Annotated in this window: 14 protein-coding genes; 2 read left to right on the top strand and 12 right to left on the bottom strand. The window is 49.6% G+C overall.

Features of this window, described 5'->3' with window-relative positions; genetic code table 11:
- Positions 1-29: 29 nt before the first annotated feature.
- From Pan241w_RS24580 to Pan241w_RS24545, 8 genes are all read right to left on the bottom strand, one after another.
- On the bottom strand, positions 30-1,748 hold the full coding sequence (locus tag Pan241w_RS24580; protein WP_145220951.1) for a type II secretion system minor pseudopilin: 1,719 nt from the start codon (positions 1,746-1,748) through the stop codon (positions 30-32).
- Between the two features lie 27 nt (positions 1,749-1,775).
- Positions 1,776-2,687, bottom strand: a complete 912-nt coding sequence (locus tag Pan241w_RS24575; RefSeq protein ID WP_145220948.1) for a prepilin-type N-terminal cleavage/methylation domain-containing protein — start codon at positions 2,685-2,687, stop codon at positions 1,776-1,778.
- Positions 2,684-3,154, bottom strand: a complete 471-nt coding sequence (locus tag Pan241w_RS24570) for a type IV pilus modification PilV family protein (protein WP_145220945.1) — start codon at positions 3,152-3,154, stop codon at positions 2,684-2,686. Before Pan241w_RS24570 ends, Pan241w_RS24575 begins: the two co-directional genes overlap by 4 nt.
- Entirely contained in the window at positions 3,151-3,780 is a 630-nt protein-coding gene (locus Pan241w_RS24565) for a hypothetical protein (protein ID WP_145220942.1), read from the bottom strand. The genes Pan241w_RS24570 and Pan241w_RS24565 overlap by 4 nt, the downstream gene beginning before the upstream one ends.
- Positions 3,781-3,820: 40 nt before the next feature.
- Positions 3,821-4,279, bottom strand: coding sequence for a type II secretion system protein GspG (locus Pan241w_RS24560; protein ID WP_145220939.1), 459 nt, complete (start codon positions 4,277-4,279; stop codon positions 3,821-3,823).
- 90 nt (positions 4,280-4,369) lie between these two features.
- Positions 4,370-5,578, bottom strand: a complete 1,209-nt coding sequence (locus Pan241w_RS24555) for a type II secretion system F family protein (protein ID WP_145220936.1) — start codon at positions 5,576-5,578, stop codon at positions 4,370-4,372.
- Between the two features lie 68 nt (positions 5,579-5,646).
- The gene (locus Pan241w_RS24550; protein ID WP_145220933.1) at positions 5,647-7,329 is read right to left on the bottom strand and encodes a GspE/PulE family protein; all 1,683 of its coding nucleotides are present in this window, start codon (positions 7,327-7,329) and stop codon (positions 5,647-5,649) included.
- A 45-nt stretch (positions 7,330-7,374) separates the two neighbouring features.
- The gene (locus Pan241w_RS24545) at positions 7,375-11,136 is read right to left on the bottom strand and encodes a secretin N-terminal domain-containing protein (protein ID WP_145220930.1); all 3,762 of its coding nucleotides are present in this window, start codon (positions 11,134-11,136) and stop codon (positions 7,375-7,377) included.
- A gap of 328 nt (positions 11,137-11,464) precedes the next feature.
- On the opposite strand from Pan241w_RS24545, the gene Pan241w_RS24540 reads away from it, so the two are divergent.
- Complete coding sequence (locus Pan241w_RS24540; RefSeq protein ID WP_198000132.1) at positions 11,465-12,550, top strand: EF-hand domain-containing protein; 1,086 nt, start codon at positions 11,465-11,467, stop codon at positions 12,548-12,550.
- A gap of 44 nt (positions 12,551-12,594) precedes the next feature.
- Here the strand turns inward: Pan241w_RS24540 and Pan241w_RS24535 are convergent, their stop codons facing one another.
- Positions 12,595-14,472 (bottom strand): hypothetical protein, encoded by a 1,878-nt coding sequence (locus Pan241w_RS24535; protein ID WP_145220924.1) that lies wholly within the window; start codon positions 14,470-14,472, stop codon positions 12,595-12,597.
- 236 nt (positions 14,473-14,708) lie between these two features.
- A complete protein-coding gene (locus tag Pan241w_RS24530) occupies positions 14,709-18,050 on the bottom strand; it encodes a spermine/spermidine synthase domain-containing protein (protein ID WP_145220923.1) in 3,342 nt (1,113 codons plus the stop codon).
- Positions 18,051-18,347: 297 nt separating this feature from the next.
- Here Pan241w_RS24530 and Pan241w_RS24525 point away from each other — a divergent pair, with 297 nt between their 5' ends.
- Positions 18,348-19,949: a M20/M25/M40 family metallo-hydrolase gene (locus tag Pan241w_RS24525; protein WP_145220919.1), complete on the top strand. Its 1,602-nt coding sequence runs from the start codon at positions 18,348-18,350 to the stop codon at positions 19,947-19,949.
- Here Pan241w_RS24525 and Pan241w_RS24520 read toward each other — a convergent pair.
- Together Pan241w_RS24520 and Pan241w_RS24515 are read right to left on the bottom strand one after the other, a co-directional pair.
- Complete coding sequence (locus tag Pan241w_RS24520; protein ID WP_145220917.1) at positions 19,934-20,440, bottom strand: hypothetical protein; 507 nt, start codon at positions 20,438-20,440, stop codon at positions 19,934-19,936. The genes Pan241w_RS24525 and Pan241w_RS24520 overlap by 16 nt on opposite strands.
- Before the next feature lie 148 nt (positions 20,441-20,588).
- Entirely contained in the window at positions 20,589-22,031 is a 1,443-nt protein-coding gene (locus tag Pan241w_RS24515; RefSeq protein WP_198000131.1) for a hypothetical protein, read from the bottom strand.
- Between the last annotated feature and the right edge of the window lie 39 nt (positions 22,032-22,070).

Here is a 22,070-nt window from a genome sequence, read left to right as displayed (position 1 = left end):
ATCGTTTTGCAAAAAACATAATCGGAGAGTTACTCTTCTTCAGTTGCTCCCTGCAATGTAGATACCGGATATCCGGGACCCAGATTGCTTAAATCGCGAATGTAGGTGATTCGTGGGGGAATAAATGTGCCGTCGATGATGGCTTCGACCCGGGTAACCGGGCCTCCCTGACCAAAATAGCCGAGAGATTGAGCGCGAAATACATCACCGCCACTACAGATATGCGGGGCCAGTTTTCGCATTTGCTCTATTGTCGTAAGGCCTTCAATGACAAGCCATCCCGTTGTTTGCCGTGCCTGGCTGATTTCAGTAGAAGGTGCTCCGTTTGTAGCAGTCATTTGGGAATTTACGATCGCATTGGCTAAATCGTCGTCCATTTCCGGAATGCCTTGCAGTGTTTCCAGCCGCGCTTCATCAATCTGGATTCGTCCTTCGATATACTGGTTTTTGCTTGTCGTCAGAAGATCGTGGAGTATAGGCAATTCAGCAGTCATCGTTGCCGGGTCCGCAGCCCAGGGACTGGTGAGTGTTGTCTTTTGCCCGTCGATTTCGACTTCGACTTCTGATCCAATCAGGTCAAAGATCGAGTTGATCGAGTAGACTCCGCCTCCCGACAGATCAATTCCGGCCCGGGTGACTGTGACACCTTCTTCTGAAAACATGGCTTTCGCCAGACCGTTAGCCAGTTCATTTAAAGCCTGCTGATCGGACATGCCTCCACCGACGATGGTTCCGCTTCCCCCTGATTCCAGATCATCGACCGAAAGCACTGGTCCACTGACACGATATGCTACAATGAAGCGTGCTTCATCCGGTCCCAACTCTGCTTCCAGTTCATCATACAGTTCCGTCAGCATGGTGCCGTTGAGATTGATTTTCTCGGAGCCGTCCGGGCGGATATTAATCTCGCGGCTATGTACGGTAAAGTAAGCGAACCAGCCTGAGTCCAATACGCCATCGGCATTATCCATCGGCAGAGTGGCGTCGCCGTCATTTTCGTTTGGATCGAGAATCCCATTCCGATTGGTATCTTCGCCGTAGAGCAGTTCGGGGGTCACATCTCGGACCAGCAACAGCTCATCCAGCGATTCCAGAGGGCCATTTTTAGCAAAGTAAGGTGTTTCGAGTGTTTCGTAATAGTCGCTCTCTGCACCAAACGAACGCGTTTCATCGTCTTCATCGATCCAGTCGAGAATGGCAGCGGCGATGTCTTCCGTCATATTCGGAATATACATTAAGCGATCAACGGCGCTATCAACTTCGATGTCTTCTTCAAGATCTAATGATGGTTCGACTTCTTCAGATGCCAGGATGTTTAGATTCAGTTTGCCCGATTCATTCATCAGCCCGAAGCGGATTGTTTTTGACTGAGAATCTGAATTGACGGGTGCAACCACGCTGAGATAACCACTGGTGCGTGGAATCTCTCCCGGTATCATAATGATATTCTGAAACTGATCGGGATTGTGATACGAATTCCAGCCCTCGACCTCTGTTCGATCCCCCACATAAGCGGCTGCCAGTTCGATTCCCGATAACGCCAATTCGCGCGATTGGATCGATCGGCCATAAATGTTGGTGGCTTCCATTTCAACGATCATCAGTTCCGAAAACGTATAGGCGCCTAGGCTGAGCATGACCACAACGACCAGCACCACCAGCAGCGTGCTGCCTGCGCGCAGATGCGACGCTGTTTCCTGATCAGGAAAAGGTCGTCTGCATTCATGCTGTGAAGTGAGTTGTTTCATGATTCTCAAAAAAATATCTTTACGGATTTAAAAATCGCTGCTTTCCTGTTCTGTCGTCTGCAGGATTGCCGGTAATGCTAACGGAAGTGCAATGACCATGCTGAAGGTGTTTTCAAAACCATTGATTTTTTCATTTACCGTATTCAACACGCTCTGCTCTTCCTCATTGTTTCGAAAGCCAATCGTAACTTTCACTGCCAGGGGGACAGTGCCATATTCAATGCTGTCCCAGACTTCCAGCCAGTCAGTTCCATCAAAGTATTGAAACTGCAGACTGCCGATCTCCGGTGCCAGTAATTGTGACTGTTGCGCCAGCTGTTCATAATTGGCTGATTCATCGGCCTTACTCATCGCCAGCCGATCTCCTTCGAGACGGGCCAGACCCTGTGTTCCATTACCTGTGCCGGACGTTTCACGGAAACGATCCCCAACCGCACCCTGTAGCCCTTCCGAACCAGCAACTGCCAGAAAATACGAGACGGATAACAGGTCACTCTGTGAACTTGTGGAACTGCTGCCGCTGGATGATTGTGAAATAAGCATCGGTTGCCGTGCGGGGCGGCTGGTATGCAGCACCAGTGACTGTGCATCTCCATATACGCCAATGTTCCCGGAAGTGTAAGCGTCATCCGGATTGGTGACCTGGATTTCAACGACCTCTTCCTCATCCCCTGAGGAACTGGAAGAGTCTTCAGAGATTTGCTGTTGATAGGTCACACTGTGTAAATCGTGTGTGATTTTCTGAAACACTGCGCGGGCAATTTGAGCGCGTTCTACCTGCTGATGACCAATGGTTGTGTATTTCCAGTAGAGATCCAGGGCGGAATAAATGGCCGCCAGCAGCAGGCTGGTCAGACCGATCGCCAGAATGACTTCCAGCATAGTGAAGCCGGCAGTTTTTGGTGAGCCTGTTGGATCGCAGGTCGACTGACGTTTCATAACGATTCCTCCAGTACAGAAGTATCGTCGCTGGTTTCCACCGTATTGGCCGCATCGAGCAGCATCGCCGGGTCTCGGACCTGACGTGTTAGCTGATAACTTGATGAGATTGTTTCCGACTCACCGGCATATTGAACGAGGACGGTCAGCTTCAAGAGATTATCGTAGTCTCCCGGTTCGACATTCAGACTCCATTTCCAGTTATCGTCACTCTCTTCAAAACCAGCCTGACTGACCGGCTCCATCGGTTGCACGCCAGCCAGCACTTCAGCCAGTTTGGACTGACATTTGATAATCGCCTGCGTGCGCAGCTGTGATTGTACAGCCGCCCGCGAACCAATGCCGATCAATTGACTGAGAGCCGTCAATGCGCCCAGAAAGATGGAGAGTGAGATCAGGACTTCAAGTAATGTAAGGCCGGAACGGTTCTTGTCAGTTTGGGGAGTGTGTGTTGTAATGGCGTTCATTTCGATTTCTCCTGCTCATAAGAAATCGTCGTGTTGCCGGTCAGAGCCCGCAGTTGGACACGAGCCACCTGCTGATCTTTTTTGAGGACCTCATGCTGCAAGTCGATTGCGGCTGATCCGTCTGGATAGAACGTGATCGGAAACGAGGCTTCCATCCATTTCCAGTCCTTGGCACCAGGCAGCTTCGCCAGCCACTCAAAGGGGATTGCGGGCTGGCTGACTGTTGTGGAAACGGTTTTACTGAATTCGAATTCGTCAGGCAGTTTTCCGTCAATCACGGCGTGTCCGCTGGAGGCCGGCAAGGATCCACTCGATTCGGCGCCCAGCCCTAACAGACTTTGATCAACGGGGACGACCAGATAGTGCTGGCCTCCGAGTTCGAGATAAACCTGATAGTTCACGCCATGTTCAATCGCGCGAATGCGGGCAGCAGAGAACGCCGAATGCAGGTCCTGCATACTCTGTCTTAACCGGTTACTGGAACTGATTCGCAATACAGCCGGCCAGACAACGGAAACGAGCACCAGCAGCAGAGCTAGAACGAGCAACATTTCGAACAGCGTAAATGCTGCTCGAAGTTGTTGCGTGTTCGAATTCTTGTTCTGACTGTCTGTCACGTGCGACATCCCCTGAATTCATCTGTTGCAGTCCTTTTGCAATCGCAGATTATTCTGTCTGATCCCAGTTATTTACATCATCGCCCGAGCCATTTTCATCCTGTTGATTTGGTCCAGAAGACCAGATTGCCGGCTTGGTTGATTTCGATTTGTTGTTCGGATACTCGTATTGGAAGACCTGCCCCCATGCATCCAGTGGCATTGATTCGATAAAAGGCTCTGCAGCCTTATCGCCTGAAGTGGGAGGCTCCAGTAAAAGCTGAATCTGCTCCTGGCCACCCTGTGGATATTCTCCATTATTCTCAGCAGCATAAAGCTTGAATGCCTGCTCCAGATTGTGAATACTGGCGCGGGTAGCCTTGATGTTGGCTTTTTTCTGGCTGCCTAACAGGTTGGGAACCACCATGGCTGCAATGACGAGGATAATTCCCAGTACAATTAACATTTCCAACAGGGTAAAACCGTGACGTTTTTGTTGTGCTCGCTGTGTTTGTTTAACTCGATACATGTCTCCATCCTTTTTTTACTTTATACATTTTCCAGAAGGGAACGTTCTGGGTTCTACCTGCCTGAGATAAAACCAGTAACTCTCTTTTTATTATAGTAAACCGGAGCTTTGAAAAACCGGTAATAATAGCGCTAACATCACAAAAACCACAACGGCTGCCATAATCAACAGCATCAGCGGTTCCAGCATTCGCACAAACATATCCAGCTTACGGTTTGTCTGGCGTTCCATATTGTCTGCAATATCAATTAACACCTGTTCCAGGTTGTTGGCTTCTTCACCGACGGCGATCATTTCCACCACTTCTTCCGGAAACTGTCCGCAGCTCGAAAATGGTTGTGCTATCGATTTTCCCGACGAAATACTTTCAGCCGCCTCGCCGATCGCTTCGCTCATCACTTTGTTTCCGGCAGCATCTTTCGCAATCCGAAGTGACTGCAAAATAGGCACTCCATTTGCCAGGAGCGTTCCCAGGATACGACAGAACCGGGCAATTGCCAGGCTGCGTACGATCGGTCCGAGACCATAGGCACGTAAACGAAACTGGTCGAATTTCATCCGGCCTTCGGTTGTTTCTACATATTTATAAACAGCGACCACGGCGATTCCGATCGCGAAAAAGATCACAAACCAGTAGGATTGCATGAAGGCACTGAAGCCTAACAGAGTCGTAGTGGCCCAGGGAAGTTCGCCTCGTTCAGACATTCTGGCAAAAATGGGTTCGAATTTGGGTACGAAATAGACCAGCAGGAAACTGACAATGACGGTACCAAAGGTCGTCAGGAATGCAGGATAAATCATCGCTCCAACGACACGATTTTTGAGTTCTTCCTGATGGTCGGTGAAGTTGGCAATTCGTTTTAAGACGTCTTCCAGAAAGCTGCCTTCTTCTCCCGCACGTACCATGCTGACGGCAAGCTCGGAAAAGACTTTAGGGTGCTGTCCCATGGCAACGGCTAACCGGGTTCCGTCGGCGACTTCTCCACGTACTTCTTCCAGAACCAGTTTTAACGCGGGATTCGTGGATTGCTTATGTAGTAATTCCAGCGACCGTAACAGGGGCACGCCCGACTTCAACAGGTCTGCCAACTGGGTATAAAATACAGACAGATAGCGCGCCCGGACACGGCGGCCGGAATATTTCAATTGTGCTTTGGCCTGATCTGCCAGATCGACTTTTACCGGAAACAGGCTCCGCGCAGCCAGTGAATTCAGGGCGTCCTGCTGATTGGGTGCAGAGAGAATTCCTGTGACCTGACGGCCTGTAGCTTCTCGCGCGATGTATTGAAAGTCCGGCATATGATTAACTCTGATTTACTTTAAACTACTTCAAACATGATTCTCATTCGTCTTATGTGAAAAAATCTTTAGATATCTCCCTTCGTTACCCGCAAAATTTCATCAATGGAAGTCTGTCCTTCAATGACTTTTTGCCAGCCGGCATCTCGCAATGTCTGCCACCCGTTTTTGCGGGCATAGTCGCGAATTTGACCGGAACTGGCGTGTTCGGTACACAATTTTCTGATGACGGGATCATTCACCAGTAATTCCAGGATTCCAATACGCCCTGAATATCCTGATTCGCGGCAATGCCGACAACCGGCGGGCTCCCATAATTCTTTGATCTTCAAATCCGGAAAATCAGGTGGCAATTTTTCTGACTGTGGCTGGTAAGGTCGCTTGCAGTGCTTGCAGAGAACACGCACCAGTCTTTGCGCCAGAACTGCTTCGACTGTACTGGCGACGAGATATGGTTCTACTCCCATATCGACCAGACGCGTAAAGGCGCCGGGAGAATCATTGGTGTGCAACGTGCTGAATACCAGGTGCCCGGTGAGAGCTGCCTGAATCGCACTATTGGCGGTTTCGCCATCACGGATTTCCCCAATCAGAACGACGTCGGGGTCGTGGCGTAAGATACTGCGTAAGCCGGCGGCGAATGTGAGACCAATGCGGGAGTTCACCTGAATCTGGCTGATGCCCTCACTGTGATATTCGACCGGGTCTTCTACCGTGATGATTTTTGTTTCCGGGTTTTTGATTTCATTCAATGCACTATACAGCGTGGATGTTTTTCCGCTACCCGTTGGCCCAGTGACCAGTACGATCCCGTGAGGCAGTTCAATCATTTCACGAAACGTGGATAACATTTCGGGATTCAGGCCGACATTATCCAACCGGAACACCATACGTTCCTTATCCAGCAGACGCATGACGATTCCTTCGCCATAAATCATGGGGATAATCGAGACACGCACGTCGATTTCGCGGCCGGTAATTCGGAGCTTGATTCGTCCGTCCTGAGGCAATCGCTTTTCTGCGATGTTTAAATGTGCCATAATTTTCAGACGGGTAATAATGGCCGAATAGAAATGATTGATTTCCGGAGGAACGGACTGCACACGCAGCAGACCGTCGACACGGTATCGTACGACCAGACCCGTTTCATGAGGTTCAATGTGCACGTCACTGGCCTGCTGCTGCAGGGCTTCAATCAGTAGCTCGTTCACAAGACGAATGACGGAGGCTGCCTGCGCCATGTCGGCCAGTTCGCCGTGCTCTTCGGATACCTCTTCGAGCAGTTCTACGCCATCTTCTTCTGCGCGTTGGGAGACAAGTTCGTTGATGGTGTCACCACCAACGCCCAGATTATCCTTGATCAGCTCGACGACATCATCATGCAGTGCCAGTACCGGTTCCAGAACCTGACCACTGAGTGAACTCAACTCGTCGATGGCTTCAAAGTCAAATGGATCGCCAGATGCGACCAGCACGCGTCCGTTATTACGCTGTAAAGGAAGCAGGGAGTGTCGGAAAATGGGTGTGGCCGGAAACTGAGAAAGCAGTTCCGTATCAACCTGAAAGTCTTTCAATTCAAAATACTTCATGCCCAGTTCATCGGCGAATGCCTTGAGCAGGTCTTCTTCTGTTGCCAGTCCCATATCCAACACAACACGATCCAGACGATGACCGTTCGCCGACTGCTGCGCTAATTGCAGCTGGCGCTCGTCAAGGATACCGCGTCGCTGGAGAATTTCACTAATTTCCATGGGACTTACACTAGAGTAAAATGAGGAATGTTAGAATAAGCTAACTTAGCGGCCTCGGCTGGAACGTCTGCCTCCACGGGAGCCGCCATTACTACCGGGAAACTGAAAGCCGCGGGAGGAACGGCCGCCAAAGGGGGAACCACTGCCTGGATTTGAATTACCGTCGGACTGGGGAATTCCCATACGTTCGCGCATCCGTTGTTCAAAAAAGCGGCGGATTTCTTCACCGCGATCATTGGAATTCGAAGGTGACGTTGACTGATTGGGAGAACCAGGGGTTTGATCGGTCGTCTTTTTCTGAGCAGTACTGCCTGTGGTGCTGACTGTAACATTGGGTAACAGCGAGGTCAGGGCATTTTGAATTAAAGCGGAATTGGCTTCGTTTAATGTCACAACACGGACAGACTTGCGCGACATTTGTGCGGAATAATCCAATTCGCTCACCAGTGATTGAATTTCCTGGAACAGGGAGTCATTGGCAGAGACCAGCAACTGATTCGCGTTGGCATCCACACTGACGGCCAGTTTTGCTTCCGGCGGTTTGGCATTTGAGGAATTCTGTGAACCTCGCCCCCCCATCATCGCAGCAAAGGGATTGCCTCTTTGTGAATTTTGCTGCTGTTGAGGGGCTTGCATATAGTCTTTGTAAAGTTCTTTGATAATGTTCGCGACTTCATTGGCGGAAGCATATTTGACCGGAATAATTCCTGGTGACCGATCCCGCAGGGAGTCTGGCAGTTCAGAGGCATCGAGTACCTTTAACATCTGCTCTACAGAACGAACTTTATCGGGTGGGCCGGTGACATATAGTGCGTTGGAACGGACCTCCGGAATAATACGTAATGTTTGAGGCCCCATGCCTAAAGTGGTTAAACCGGTCGCATCCATCAAGCTGCCACCAATTGAAGACAGGCCTCCTAGCATTCCGGAATCGGAAGCCATGTCCGAAACCGAACTACTGGGAAACAGACTTTCCAGCATTTTAGCGGTCGAAGTCGCGTCGGCAGAACGGAGGTAAAACACGGTCCATTGGCTTTTCGGCGGAATGGCTTGAGTCAGCGCTTCGATCATCTGTTCCAATCGGTTTAATGCGTCCAGATCGGTTGAGGAAATAATCAGGTTGTCACCGTTCGTCGAAATGGCAACCGGATTCTTTTTCACTGCTGGTGGAGCAGACTCTGCCGGCTTTTTCTGTTCTGCTGGTTGTTGCTTTTCTTTTTCATTCGTGGGTGCTTGGGGAGTTGCCTTGGGTTGGTTCTGTGGTGCTTCTTCAGTTTTTTGATCGCTGGCGGTGAAGAAATAACGCTGGTTGTCTGAGTCAACCGGACGGCGTTTTTGTTGAATAGATCGATTTAGCCGGGTACTTGTGCTTTGCGAGGGGTTACGAAAGCCACGTTTTTGTGCGGGGGCTTCTTCTTCTCCCAGAACCCGTTCACGAATCAATGACTCTTCAGACGGCACCACGATTCGAATCGGGTTTTCATCTCCCGAAGAGGCAGACCAGAGCTTATCGATTAATTGCAGAATTTCTTTGGAGTCACGTCCGCCAAGAGGAATCGTACGAACGGGACCACGGTCACGTGTATCATTGGCTCTGCCCGAACCATCTTCTCCCAGTTGTGCCAGCAGGGCTTTGACTTGAATCACCTGATCGGGAGTACCTCGAATCAGCAGACGGCGGCCAAGAAGATCAGCTTCAATCGTGGGGGCATCATTGCCGTCACGCAGGAAAAGAGAACGAAGTGTTGTGGTTGCAGAAATGGGATCGAGGGAACTGAGGTTGATTACCGAAACAGACTGGCTCCCCCCTTCTCCATCGAGTTGGCGGATCATCTCTGCGATCTTTTCGTGTTCTTTCGGGGTGGCAACAATATGAATTTTATGATTGCGGGCATCTTCATTTACGACCACACCAGGAATCATGGCATCCAGGGTTTTCGTGACTTCGCGTGAGTCTGAAGAGTTGACGGTATAGACATGCAGGTAGGGTTTATTTCCTCCTGGAGACAAGAGGTCTCCGTCATTAACATCGATTGATTTGATGATTTCTTCTGCCAGTTTGATCTGAGCCGGCGTCGCGGTGACCAGTAGACGGTTTGTGCGAGGATCGGCTGTGACTTGAGTGGATGTTTCTTTGGTAGCCTGAGGCGGCGGTGAACTGTCCCGACTGCTTCTACGGGATCGGGATTCGTAATACCGCGCCATGGTCGCGCTGGAGCTGACATTTTGAGTTGCCGCAGGCAAGCCGAACTGGCTTCGGACAATTTTTTCTGCTTCAGCAGAATCAATATATTTCAAATCAAACGAGCGAAAAATCAGGTCGGTCGGTCCGGCATTCGCGATGGCTCCTTCGAGCAGCTTCTGGACACGCGACAGATTGCTGCCAATATCAGTAACAATAATCGAGTTGGCTGTTTTTAGCGCAACAGATTTTCCTTGCGGTCCCAGAATTGCCTGGACTTCTTTGGCAACCTGATCGATGTCGACCCCTTCCAGTTGGAAGGTGACGCTCATTAACTCATTTTTTCCCCGTTCAGCAATTTGATTTGGTTCCACTATGGGGACCAGATTAGGGGGGATGCCATTATCAATATTCAAGACCACCAGAAACTGATTGCGGCGGACGATGATATAACCTTTTTGAATCAGGTAGCCGTTGATAATGTCCAGCGCTTCGGTGGGAGTGTAAGAACCTTTGTCGAAATAGTTGAATGTACCTGGAGGGACATCGTTCAAATCGAGTGTGTAACCTGCAGATTCAGCAAATAATTTCAGGACGTCTCCCCAAGGAGCAAACCGGAAGTTGAACGACATCTTTTTGACCGCGTCTGCCTGTTTCCCATCTTGAGGCTGGTCGGTGGCACTCTTCATCGCAACCGTATTGCCACTTCCAAAAGAGATGCGGCGGTCTTCTGGTTTCAGTCCCTCCGGTTCCATGGGAATTTGAGGACGTGGACGCGGAGAAGGAGTTGCGTTGCTGCTGACAGCTGGTGGCCCGCCAGGACCAGGTTGACTTTGGTTTCGCTCTGAGACGAATGCGGGACCCAACATCTGTTTCCATTGGCCCTGCTGTTCTTTGGTTAAAACGGCTTCAATTTTCTGATCAAATTCCTGTTGTACCTTGTCTCGTTCTTCCGAAGAAGCGCGCCTTCCCAAATCTCGTCGCGCCTCGGATCGCTGCTCTTCGAGTTCTTTGATTTTATTCAGCTGATCTTCGGTCAGCTTGAGTTGTTTGGCAGTTTCGTCATCAGACAGTTGTCGATAGCCGCTTTCCTGTAACTGGATCTGTTTGATCCGGGCTGCCTGCTTTTCATTGAGCAGCCCCATGAGTTTCGCTTCGCCTTCAGTTCTCTGTTTCTGAAATGCGGCTCCCATCTCTTCCCGGACCTTTGTGCGCTCTTCGTCGGTCTGAGCTTCACGCATCCGCGTCATAAACGGTTCCATCATTTCCCGACTGGGGCGTAGCCCCTGTGCGGCTTCCTGCAACTGTTTGATTTGCTCTTCTGTCAGTTGGAGTTCTTTCTGAACATCTTCCCGAATGACCAGGAATCCAATGCCGCCACCACGAAATCCACCGCCGAAGCTGGGGCGTCCGCCTCCAAAACCACCCCCAAATCCGCCGCGGGGGCCACCGAAGCCGCCGCGACCACCAAATCCACCCCGGTCTCTTCTGCCGCCTCTGTCACTCCGATCTGGCTGGTCACTTGGCTCCTGAGCCTGTAATGAATGGTGAACAGATTCTGTACAAACTAAGGTTCCCGTCAGAAGGACGACAAAACAGGCGATGATTTTTGTGTTCCAGGTCATTGTAAACCACTATTCTGAATAAGATAAAACAGGTAACCAGAGAGATATTCTTATGACCATTATGCTATGAATGGCAAAAATCAAATACAAGTACAAAATCGGTAAACGCGTACTATCATCTGATACTTCAACAGCTTACGGTTCGTTTCAAAGATCAGCAGAAACTTTCGGAATTCAACGACCTTTTCCCCGGTGACTGGTGTTTCTATGTTAATACCGGGGAAAACAGCTTGCATCTTAATACTCCAGATGCGCAAAATCCCTGTATCTGTTTATTAAACACGGTAATTGCTTTGAAAGACCGCTCAAAATGACACGGAGTCAGAAAATGTTCCGTTTTATCTCTTTGTTGAGTCTATCTGTAGTGCTGGTAGGGTTCAGTGCTGATCTGGCATATGCGCAGCCCGGTGGCGAAAGTCGCACACGTGGCTTCTTTTCGTTCATTGATAAAAACAAAAATGGTGTGATCGAATCTTCGGAGTTCGATCAGATGCCGGGACGTTTCAAGGAATCATTAGAGGGAGTAGGCGTTGATACCTCTCGGAGTATGACGCAACAAGACTTTGAGCGGGTTATGCCCAAACTGATGGAACGGATGCGCAGTCAACGAAGCTCTTCGGGTGGCGATGATCGAGGACGATCTGGTTTTTCTCGTGGCCCCAGCAGTTTTGGTGGTCCTCCCCCTGGTTCATTTTCCCGATCGGGAGGCTATGGACCAGGACCAAGTGGTGGGGGATTCGACCCGGGTTCAATGCGAGGTCGGTATGGATCGTTCCAGCCAGGTCAAGGCGGCCCTCCTGGGACGCCGTCCAGCATCAGTCGCAGCAAATCAGGCAGTTCCTCCAAAACGGAACCGAGTAAGCCTGTTCGTGCCACGGTCGACTTAAACAAGGACTTTGTTCCCCACGATTCCGATCAGGATGGGCAGATTGGTCTGTACGAGTGGAGAAAAAATAATCCGACGAAGCTGGGCGAATTCTTTACGATGGACTTGAATGGAGACGGTTTTTTAACCCCGCGTGAAATCGCACTTTCCAAAGCAGGCAAGACACAACGCAGCGCTGCCTCATTCATGTTTGCTCTGAATACCGGCCAACAGAGTTCCTCTCCTGCTACTTCCGCTGGTGCGCAACCGGTCGCGAAACAGGATGCGTCAAAATCCGCCCCAATTAAAAAAGAGGCTGTACCCGATGCATCAAAAAAGGAATCGGTTCCGAGCACTGATCCGGTAGTGAATCAAGCCAATTACTTTTTCAAACTGCTTGACCGAAATAAAGACAGCTCAGTTTCTCCTGAAGAATGGAAAAAGAGCCGGTCGATGCGTCGCATGTTTGAAAAGGAAAATATCGATCTCAGCGTATCGATGTCGCAGGAACAATTCGTCAGCCACTACGTGGCGATTAAAAAGAACTGATACCGTTACGTTCTCCCAGCCGAGGCTGGTTGACAGTCATGGTATTAGTTTACCGGCATAGGTATTCTCTTTTTTGCACGGTCCCGTTCCCGCTTTGCCCGCCGTTCCTGGACGCTGTCAAATTGCTTCGAAATCGAGATTCCCAGCAGTTTGAGATAACCTTCATCGACTTGAATCCGTGTTCGAATTCCTGTTTCCAACGGTTGTGTGGTAATCAGAATGAGGTCATTCTCTTTTTGAAAGGCACCGTCCAGAATTTTCATGGTTCCACTCTGGTCAATTTCGGCTTCAGAGAACAGGCTGAGCCAGGGACGCATGTGGAACTCTGCCTGAAAGGGAGCGGTACGTTGTTCTTTCCGCGCTTCAGGTGAGGCATTGTTAATTTGTTCGATTGCTTCATTCAAGGCACCCACAGCGATCTCGGTCCCCATGGCGAACCAGATGACCTGTGAATCGGCGCCGACATACAAGGAAGGCACGCCCCCCAGAAATCGGTTTTGTTTATCGTCGGCTGTTTTCATGGTGGGTTGTAACTGATGCAAGGCGATTCCCTGCACGGTTTCCGCATTGGTATAAATTTTGACGCCATTGCCAGCACGTTGTTCTACGCGATTGACCAGGTCCAGTAACGCTGCTGGCAGATTCGCCGACGGGGAGACTTTCATCCCGCCAATTAATGCAAATTTCTTCGAGGGGGTTGCCACCAGTTGCGCGAATAGATCCAGGTGTCCTTTATCAACGACCGATTTGATCGGCGCAAAGAACTGCTGGACAGAATGGTTTTTCTGCAGGCGCTCATCTTCGGTTAATAATTTTTCAGTCAGCTGTTTCTCTGCGTAGGTCAAATAATTGAGATAGGTTTTTCGATCGCGCCGGGCGACGTTCATTGACATCGAAACCGCTGCAGGCAAGTTTGCGCGAGACGTGATTACACTGAAATAACTGGCTTTACCGGGAACATTTTTGATGTCACGTGCCAGATCACTATTCGGCCGGGCCTTGATCAAAATATCGATGTTTCCCTGTTTTTCTTCCTGGTCAACCCGGGCTCCGAGCACCAGTTCCTGGGCTTCGTTCAGCATGTATTCGATGCCTTCCAGATTCTGCTTACCCGACATGCGGCGCAGTTCATAGGCGGCATCTGTTTCGTTGTCTCGCTGTTGGAGCTGTGTTTCAATGGCGGTGCGGAAAAAGCCGAGGAACGTGGTTCGCATCAATTCAGGGATCGCACTGAAATCCAGTTTGACAGATAAGTCATAATCGTTTGTCAAAGTTTGAAAGGACTGCGCCGGATCACCGAAATCCCGGGAACTAATCAGATCCAGAGTTTCATCGGATTCACCACCGCGGAGCAGCATATGCGCATAAGCATCCTGGAGTCGAATGATCGACTCTCCCCGTCTGCCTTCGATGGTATAAATATCATCGCGTTTGGTGTCTTTTTTAACCCTTTCCTCATCGCCTGGAATCAAGGCTTCCAATGTCTCAACAAATGAGCGGATTTTTGAAACAGGGAGATAGGAAACTAACACAGGCTGAGGCAGAAGACCCGTTTTCAAAAAGACTTCTATACCCAGATTTTTGTTCTGGTCGATCCCTTCCAGATCATTCACATTGGCCAGTGAAGCGGAAGCGATTTCGGCGATTTCAGGACGCTCTGCCAGTTCAAATACCAGATCGATGTCCTGGAGGATGCGTTCGACGCTGGCGAAATTGACAATCACAATCGGTTTAGGGAGCAGCGATTCTACAGCTTGCTTGGGTTTGTCTTTTTTGGGAGGGGCCTCTTTATCTGCTTCCTGGGCAATAAGTGAATTGCCGAATAGCAGGCAAACGGCAACGACCAGGCTCAGAATGCGCCAAAATCGTGATGTCTGTTTTGAGAAAAATCTGTTTGACCATGATGAGAGGGAAACTGCCATGACATACCTTTTGCGCAGATTGAAAATTAACTTGAATGCACCTGTTATGACTGATTCGACAGACAGAGTCAAATATTGAAATTCGTCTACTTTTTTTTAATCAGTCATCAGGCAAAATCAATTCCCGGGAAACTTTATCCGGCCTGTTCAGTATACTCGTTCAGGCCAGAAAAAGATTCAGAGAAATCGAATTTTTGCTGCGAGTGGGAAAATGGTAGTCTCTCAGAGCCTTAGCCTTACAGGGCGGAAGCATCAGGCAGGTTGAGTTGATCCAGAAGCTTTTTCGCTTCTTGGCCTTTTTTCTTGTAGTGATGCGGCAGGACGCGATCATGATAGGTTTCTAATGGACGTACCAAGGTCCGATCCAGAACCAGTTTTCGCAGCCGCCAGTCTTCCTCGGAAATTCCAACTTCAGCGTGAATGTCTGCCATCGTTTCAAACGCCGCTTCAATTGCAGAAATACTAAGCTGAATATCATGCAATGCCTGTTTCGATGTGACAGGCCGTGCTTGCGAACGATTATCCCAGCGTGTCTTCAAGGCTTGCAGTAAGCCATTCAGATGATCCCATTGCTGGTCTTTTGATAAGAACAGTTCCGGTTTGGTCGCCGCCAGTTCGATGGCGCGCACTACAGAATTGATGGCCCGGTCAGAGCCGGCACCATAATTGACTGCATGCAGGCGATGTGCAAATTCCAGCTTCGGTGATGCGCTTTTTGACTTCTTATAAAGTTCGGCAACTTCATCGTGCATAAAGTAGCTGATCATGGGGTCGTAGGTGGATGTAAACCTGACGACGCGGCTGATCAATTCAACCGATGGATCCGCTTTTTCCATGGCGTCCGACAAAGCTTTGAAATACAGCATGCGGCGTTTGTCTTCGTCGTGAATATAATCGTCTTTGGCCAACCCTTCGGCGGCGACCTGTTTAATCAGCGAACGGGGATTTTCTGTGATCTGTTCCTTGGCTGGTTTACGATACTTCCAGTATTGATCTGGATATTGTGCCATCAATTTGTTTTGTACTGTTACTTCAGACAGTCTGCGGAGCACGATGGGGTCATTTTTTTCATTGTGCATCCAGTTAATCAGTCGGCCGGTACGGTCCTTCTGGGAAATCATTTGTTGCACTTCCCGGCGTTTCGGTCCCCAACGCATCATTTCATAGGGTAGTGTGAAGGCAAACGTCCCAGTGGATGTATTGTTAACCTCCGTTTTTACGTCTAAAGTCATTTGGTATAACGCGTCGGCTGAGTAAGCGGCCAGATTCAACAGAACTGACCAGTCCCAGCCTACCTGGGCCAGCGTGCGTCGTACCTGTGGAGCCTGGATGCGATCAATCAGGTTCTCGCGGATGAATCCCTGGCTTGAATTGGTTCCCAGGAATAAGGTTTCACCATTCGCAATTTCAAGAGCCATCACTTGCTTGAATTCGGACAGAAAAGTTTGTGCAACCACGCGCAGAGGCTGAGCACCGAAATCAATGTGTTGAAATCGCTGACAGAAAATTCCATCCTCGTTCAGATGGCGAGAGACATTCTGATAAAATTCAGCCGTGTATTCTGCCTGAGACTGTGTGACGACCGACTGAACCGGGTTACTGATGATCAAGTCATACCCTTTTTCGGTTTCCGATCGGGCGGCCATCGCCAATGCGACCGGCAGTTGATTCAATTGGACTCGCTCTGATTCAAAAGCAGAAATTGAATTCCGAGGTGCAATTTCTTCCTGATACAATTTTACCAGTCCGCTGTCAGACTCCAGGCAAGTGACACGTTGGACCGGAAAATCCAGGCTGGTATTCACGCCGACACCAGATCCCAGACCAAGAAACAGAACGTCTGCAGGTCGCTCATGCAGAATAACAGGAATCAGAAACGGCATCAGTTCGCCTGTTGTGTGGGGACACAATCCCGGGTCGACGCTGGTCACCCCAAAAGGCAATCCGCTTCTCCGGATCTGAATCTGATTCTCGTGATAGGACCAGAGTGTAAAAGTTCCGAATTCACCATCGATTTCGGAAAGGCACCGCCCTTCATCCAGGTGGGGTAACATTTCCGGTTTTAGTCCGTAGCGGAGCCCTGTGAAGGTGTTAGTTGAAAACAGCATTTTGGCAGAATGTCGGGCATCGTAATTGTGGTGAAAGAGCAGACCGAGTGTGAGTGCCACTAAGCCGCAGATACTGACGGCACGTTGAAGTCGCGTGCGCGGAATACCTTGTTGTGAAAACCAGGCGATAGCAGTCAGGCAGAGCAATGCCAGAGAGGTCAGCACCGTGATTGTCTTGATCTCAGCCTGCGCAGAACCAATCAGCCAGAAGCTGATGAACATGCCGGCCAGAAAACAGAATGGTTGCCAGACCGGAAGTAGAACAGTCGGCGTCTCGTCTGTTTTTGAATAACGAGGCGTTAGTGATAAGTTGAGCCATCCACCCCAGCAGGCGCCCAGAAGGGAAAAGATGATTGCCGTGAAACCGCCTCGCACCAGAGCCAGGACCAAGGCATATTCAATGTAAGCGTTTGCATGCAGCATCCAGGATACGAATAACGGAAAGAGGGCCAGGCAGCTCACGCTGATCAGAGCCGCCCCCAGTGTGAATCCGGCAGCCGCTCTTGATTGTTGTGCTGCGCTCCGAGCTCGAAAGCAGGCAAATGCGACAGCGATTCCAGTGAGGAAGGCCGCCCAGATCGTCACTTTCAGATATAAGGAATCAGGGAATAACTGAAACAGGACCCGGCTCAATGTGACAAACAGGATTCCGATCGCCAGACTCATCGGATAACTGCTGGCACGGAGCAGAAGCGATGAAACGGCTGCCTGTTCCCGTTGATCAGATTCGTTCGATGGTGAAGGCGCTGAACCGGACTCTGTCTTGTAGGAATCAATTTTGGACCAGAGGGGCAGCTCCGGCAAATACGCTTTTAAGTAATGCATTAACCATGGTCCGAAGCTGACGATCAGTGCCAGACTGACCGGTAAGATAAGAGTCAGATTCCACCCAAATTGTGGAACGATCCAACAGGCGGCTGAAATCAACGCGAATCCCACACCTGCCAGGTAACGGGCGATGTGTTGGTTCAGTCGAGGAACGGGATCGAATTGATTACCGGACTGTCTGGCTGTGAACCAGAACAGCCGGGTCGACCAGAAGGCAACGGGCATGATCAGCGCCAGCGCAGACAGAATCATGAGGCCAGTTAAAAAGACAAAGTTTGACATCTGCTGAACCGTAATCAGATGTAAGATCTGATTGAGTTGATTCAAGAGCAGCGGAAAACAGACTGACCAGAGAGATAAAACCATCAAGGAGATTTGAATTCTGGTTCGATCGCGAGTGGACTCGGCTGTCGGTTTTGAAAGTGGAGCCGATGCAGGCAGACCCAGCCAGATTCCGACCACAATCGACAGACCAATCCCGGCCAGCACTTCCGGGCTGTCGCTAACGAATGCCTGATAGCGCTGCACGCAGGAAAGAATAAACAGGCCACAGATCCAACCGATTAGAAACAGAAGTCCCAAGCGCTGTTGTAAAATCTGAAGCGAAAAAGTGAGTAGACGATGAGCGATTGAACGTAACATGGCTTCCTTGCCTGTCGATATTTATCAAACAGATTTGCATCTGAACTTAAAGTTGCTTACTCTAAGTCATTTCCTAAGAGTCTTTTAACAGCAAAATTTGCCGATCTATCTGCATGTGATGCAGCCCGTGTTTTATCGAAAATTCGTAAATGTATGCAATACCAGTCGTTGTAACTCAATCTGGATTAGTCCATGGTGACATCTTATGTACACCTCACTAGCCAAAAATGAGGCAAAGAGTAAGAATAGGTAGTCTTTGAAGCTCTCTTATCCCAACTTGAACAGAAGTTTTTCAGTGTGAACGAATTATTGAGCCACCCACATTCTCCATCCTTGTATTGCCAGCCGGAATCACAATTACCACGCATGAAGTATTTGTGGTGTTCGTTGCTGGCAGGGCTGCTATGTTATTTCAATGGCAGTCATTTGCTGCAGGCAGAGTCAAGTTATCCTGCTGAGTATAAAGCGGCTGTGAATTCGATTACGGTGGATGAACTCAAGTCACATATCGAATTTCTGGCCAGTGATTCGCTTGAGGGAAGAGAGGCGGCTTCACAGGGAGGCCAGGCAGCGGGGACTTACATTCGTGGAGAGCTTCAGAAAAACGGCATTCAGCCGGGGCTGGTTGATGAAGGATACTTCCAGGAATTTGACGGCGGCTTTCGAAACATCATTGGCATCATTCCAGGCAACGATCCGGAATTGAAAAAAGAATACGTGGTGATCGGCGCACACTACGACCATGTGGGTTATGGGAAACCATCGAACAGTCGAGGAGGGATCGGCCAGATTCATAATGGAGCCGACGATAATGCCAGCGGGACTGCGGCACTTCTGGAAGCCATCGAGGCTCTCTCTCAGCATAAGGAGCTTCCCCGACGATCATTGATGTTTGTATTCTGGGACGCAGAGGAAATGGGGCTGCTGGGTTCAAAGCACTGGGTAAATCATCCCACGGTTCCCCTGGATCAGATCGCCATCTATCTCAATTTAGACATGGTGGGGCGATTGAAAGATAATCCACTGTGTCTGTTTGGTTCACGCTCTTCATATGGTTTACGGTCTTGTACCGTTAAATGTAATCATCGTGAGACCGGAGTGAAAATAAAATTTGACAGCGCGATTCGCCCAGACAGTGATCATTGGCCCTTTTATCAGAGAGGCATTCCGTTTCTGATGCTGCACACCGGAAAGCATGCAGATTATCATAGACCAGAAGACGATGCTCATAAAATTGACTATGAAGGTGCGCGAAAGTGCTCACAGCTTTTGACTCAGCTTGCGCTCGATTTTGCATTGCAGAATGAAAAACCGAAATACAGAAATGCCAACCAGGATATTCTGGCAGGCATTGATCAGCAGGCACGCATTGATTCCTCTGAGCCACCCCGGCTGGGAGTGGCCTGGAATGCAGAAAAGTACAGACAGGGAAATCTGCTGATTACCCAGGTCCTGGCCAATACAGCTGCTGAAAAGGCTGGCCTGAAAGTCGGTGATGAAATTATAAAAGTTGATGGCAAGTCGCCCGTGTCTGAACCTGGATTTGCAGCCCTGATTCGCAGTGCGCCCGTGAAAATCATCATGCAGATTAAAAGGATGATGGAAGACAAGATTTTGGAAGTACCCGTCAATCTGGCAGGACAACCAGTGAGACTGGGAATTGAATGGAAGACCGATGAATCGGACCCAGCAGTCGTGGTGATTTCTGATATTGCCAAATCATCTCTGGCAGATCGGGCAGAACTCAAAATCAACGATCGAATTTATGAAATCGCTGACAAATCCTTTGCGAGCAGCGATGAATTCCGCAAACTGGCGACTACCTCACCGCTGCCTTTCACCGTTCTGGTGGAGCGGGAGGGGCTATTGAAAAAATTCACCATTCAATCGACCAAGTGAGTTTTCCAGTCAATCATTTGCGTTGAGAGTCCCGCTTTCTTTAATTCATCCTTGAGCTGTGACTCGGGTGTTACGCGGGCAGAACCTTTGCGGTAAACGCGGATGTGGATACCATCTTCGTCTCCCGTGGTCTGTTTAGCGAGCCGGATGATCTCGGCGATCTCAGCTGGTCGATATTGTTTCTGCGGTTGAGCAGCCGATTTGATCAGGTAGCTGCGATCCTCAATCAGGATGTCCAGAACTTTCAAAGGGAGTTCTGACTGTGATTTGTCTTTTTTCGGCTCCGGCTCAATGAGAATGGGCACGATATCAGATTCACTGGATGCTAGAATTGACTGGTTCTCATCGACCGATTCTGTGGTTTTTTCACATTCACCCGGGCCGGAATCAGTATTGATGCCGGGAGTCAAGCCGAAAAACTGGCCGAGAATGATTCCCAGAATCAAAACTCCCCCTCCTGCATACATTAGTCGTTTAGGACGCTTGGTCATATTCGATTTCCATTAGATGGTGAAGCCCGGCAGAAACCGCATTGTAATCGACGGGCTCTTTTTTGAAACCGCACTTTTCGTGTAAATAGGCGCACACTCTTCGGTGGGAGTCAATTCCATGCTACTATTACAATCTGGTCAAGCAAGTTTACGGCTTGTTGTGTAACTTACTCATCAAATCCAAAATGATCGCGACGATTTTATCTGAGGCGTCGATCTGAACGCGATTCGTACCCATCCAGGTTTCATAACCACCCAGTTTGTGCTGCGCGGGAGTTGGCAGGTAGCCATTATAGCCATTCGCGATTTCAATGGTGAATGCATCGTCGAAGGGCGTTTTCTCTTTTAGTTCGAGTCCGATTTCGCAGAACGTTTCGAAAGGGATGGCAGCGATACTTAAATCGCCGATGCGTAATACTTGTAGCATCACGGTCATTTCATCAGGGCCTTCAAGTAACCTTTGAACGCGGCCCGCATAATTGCGCTCGTAGCGATGGTGCTTGGGTGCATCCTCCGGTTGGGCCATGACTTTCTTGAAGTAAGCCTGCATGGTGGCATCCGGTTTGCGGATTGTTAAGGTCAATTCGCTACTCTCAGCACCGATCGGAACCCAGGTATGATATTTCACCTTCTTGTACGCTTCGGCAACTCGTTTCGCGACGAGGTCGGCGACTTGAGTCATTTTTTCATAAGGCTGCATGCGCTTGCCTGGATTGGTGAAATTGATGTTATTGATATCGCCACTGGTACCGTTGGAAAGCATGCCTACAAAGGGAGGCTGGTCTGGCTCGGCACCAATCAGCGAGCCAATTTTTTCGGAAAAGATACCAAAGTAGTCAGCCGAGATTTCTCCTTTTTTAACACCTCCTACATAGTGCAGGGAGTAATTTGCCAACAAGGCCAGCGGGCGACCATCCAAGGCTTGCACACTGATGAAAGAGATTTCAGGATCAATCGGACCGGCTGGTTTGACGAGAGCCGGATTTCCGCGGGGGGGATTCATCCTCACTGTGTCAGTGCCACCAAACGGATTCTTACAGAAATCTGGATTGGTCGTGAACCAGCGGCGATTGAAGACTTCAGATGGTTCATCGATGCCTCCCCAGCCAATTTTTGCAGGCACTCTGTTTTCCAATGCGCGGCGGACACAGTCTGCGATACGACGCGAGAGGAACTCATGATATTTGGGACTGCTGGCTCGTGTGGCGGAATGTGTATGCGTTGCCGCCATCAGGATATTTTCCGGAGGCAGGTCGGTTTCTTGCCTAATGAATTTTCGTGCGTTCTGATAAACATCATCCGTAATGCCCAGACTGTCACAGATGACGAACGCGATTTTGGTTTCCCCATTGTCAAGCACCAGACAGCGGGCGTGCAATTCGTCATGTATATTTTCAGAGGGGAATGGCTTGAAGCCCCCCACAATCGCTTCACCCAGCGGAGGTGTGATGTTACTGGTCGCAGCACCCGCCTTGAAGACTTTTTCGGCTGAAGTGTCTGCTGCTTCTGAAACAGATGAAATCATCAGACTGAAACAAACACACAAAATTCCTATCAAAGCCTGTCTTCGAGTTCCGGATACTGGCAGCATTATGTTCTCTCCTCAATCGAGTCGTAACTGGATGGTCGT

The sequence above is a fragment of the Gimesia alba genome, from assembly GCF_007744675.1.
Classification (GTDB): Bacteria; Planctomycetota; Planctomycetia; order Planctomycetales; family Planctomycetaceae; genus Gimesia; species Gimesia alba.
This window is presented reverse-complemented; position numbering and strand designations above follow the sequence as displayed.

Excerpts from the sequence above, each read along its gene's own strand:
- Pan241w_RS24580 (WP_145220951.1), bottom strand. The coding sequence starts at position 1,748 with ATGAAACAACTCACTTCACAGCATGAATGCAGACGACCTTTTCCTGAT.
- Pan241w_RS24575 (WP_145220948.1), bottom strand. The coding sequence starts at position 2,687 with ATGAAACGTCAGTCGACCTGCGATCCAACAGGCTCACCAAAAACTGCC.
- Pan241w_RS24570 (WP_145220945.1), bottom strand. The coding sequence starts at position 3,154 with ATGAACGCCATTACAACACACACTCCCCAAACTGACAAGAACCGTTCC.
- Pan241w_RS24565 (WP_145220942.1), bottom strand. The coding sequence starts at position 3,780 with ATGTCGCACGTGACAGACAGTCAGAACAAGAATTCGAACACGCAACAA.
- Pan241w_RS24560 (WP_145220939.1), bottom strand. The coding sequence starts at position 4,279 with ATGTATCGAGTTAAACAAACACAGCGAGCACAACAAAAACGTCACGGT.
- Pan241w_RS24555 (WP_145220936.1), bottom strand. The coding sequence starts at position 5,578 with ATGCCGGACTTTCAATACATCGCGCGAGAAGCTACAGGCCGTCAGGTC.
- Pan241w_RS24550 (WP_145220933.1), bottom strand. The coding sequence starts at position 7,329 with ATGGAAATTAGTGAAATTCTCCAGCGACGCGGTATCCTTGACGAGCGC.
- Pan241w_RS24545 (WP_145220930.1), bottom strand. The coding sequence starts at position 11,136 with ATGACCTGGAACACAAAAATCATCGCCTGTTTTGTCGTCCTTCTGACG.
- Pan241w_RS24540 (WP_198000132.1), top strand. The coding sequence starts at position 11,465 with ATGTTCCGTTTTATCTCTTTGTTGAGTCTATCTGTAGTGCTGGTAGGG.
- Pan241w_RS24535 (WP_145220924.1), bottom strand. The coding sequence starts at position 14,472 with ATGGCAGTTTCCCTCTCATCATGGTCAAACAGATTTTTCTCAAAACAG.
- Pan241w_RS24530 (WP_145220923.1), bottom strand. The coding sequence starts at position 18,050 with ATGTTACGTTCAATCGCTCATCGTCTACTCACTTTTTCGCTTCAGATT.
- Pan241w_RS24520 (WP_145220917.1), bottom strand. The coding sequence starts at position 20,440 with ATGACCAAGCGTCCTAAACGACTAATGTATGCAGGAGGGGGAGTTTTG.
- Pan241w_RS24515 (WP_198000131.1), bottom strand. The coding sequence starts at position 22,031 with ATGCTGCCAGTATCCGGAACTCGAAGACAGGCTTTGATAGGAATTTTG.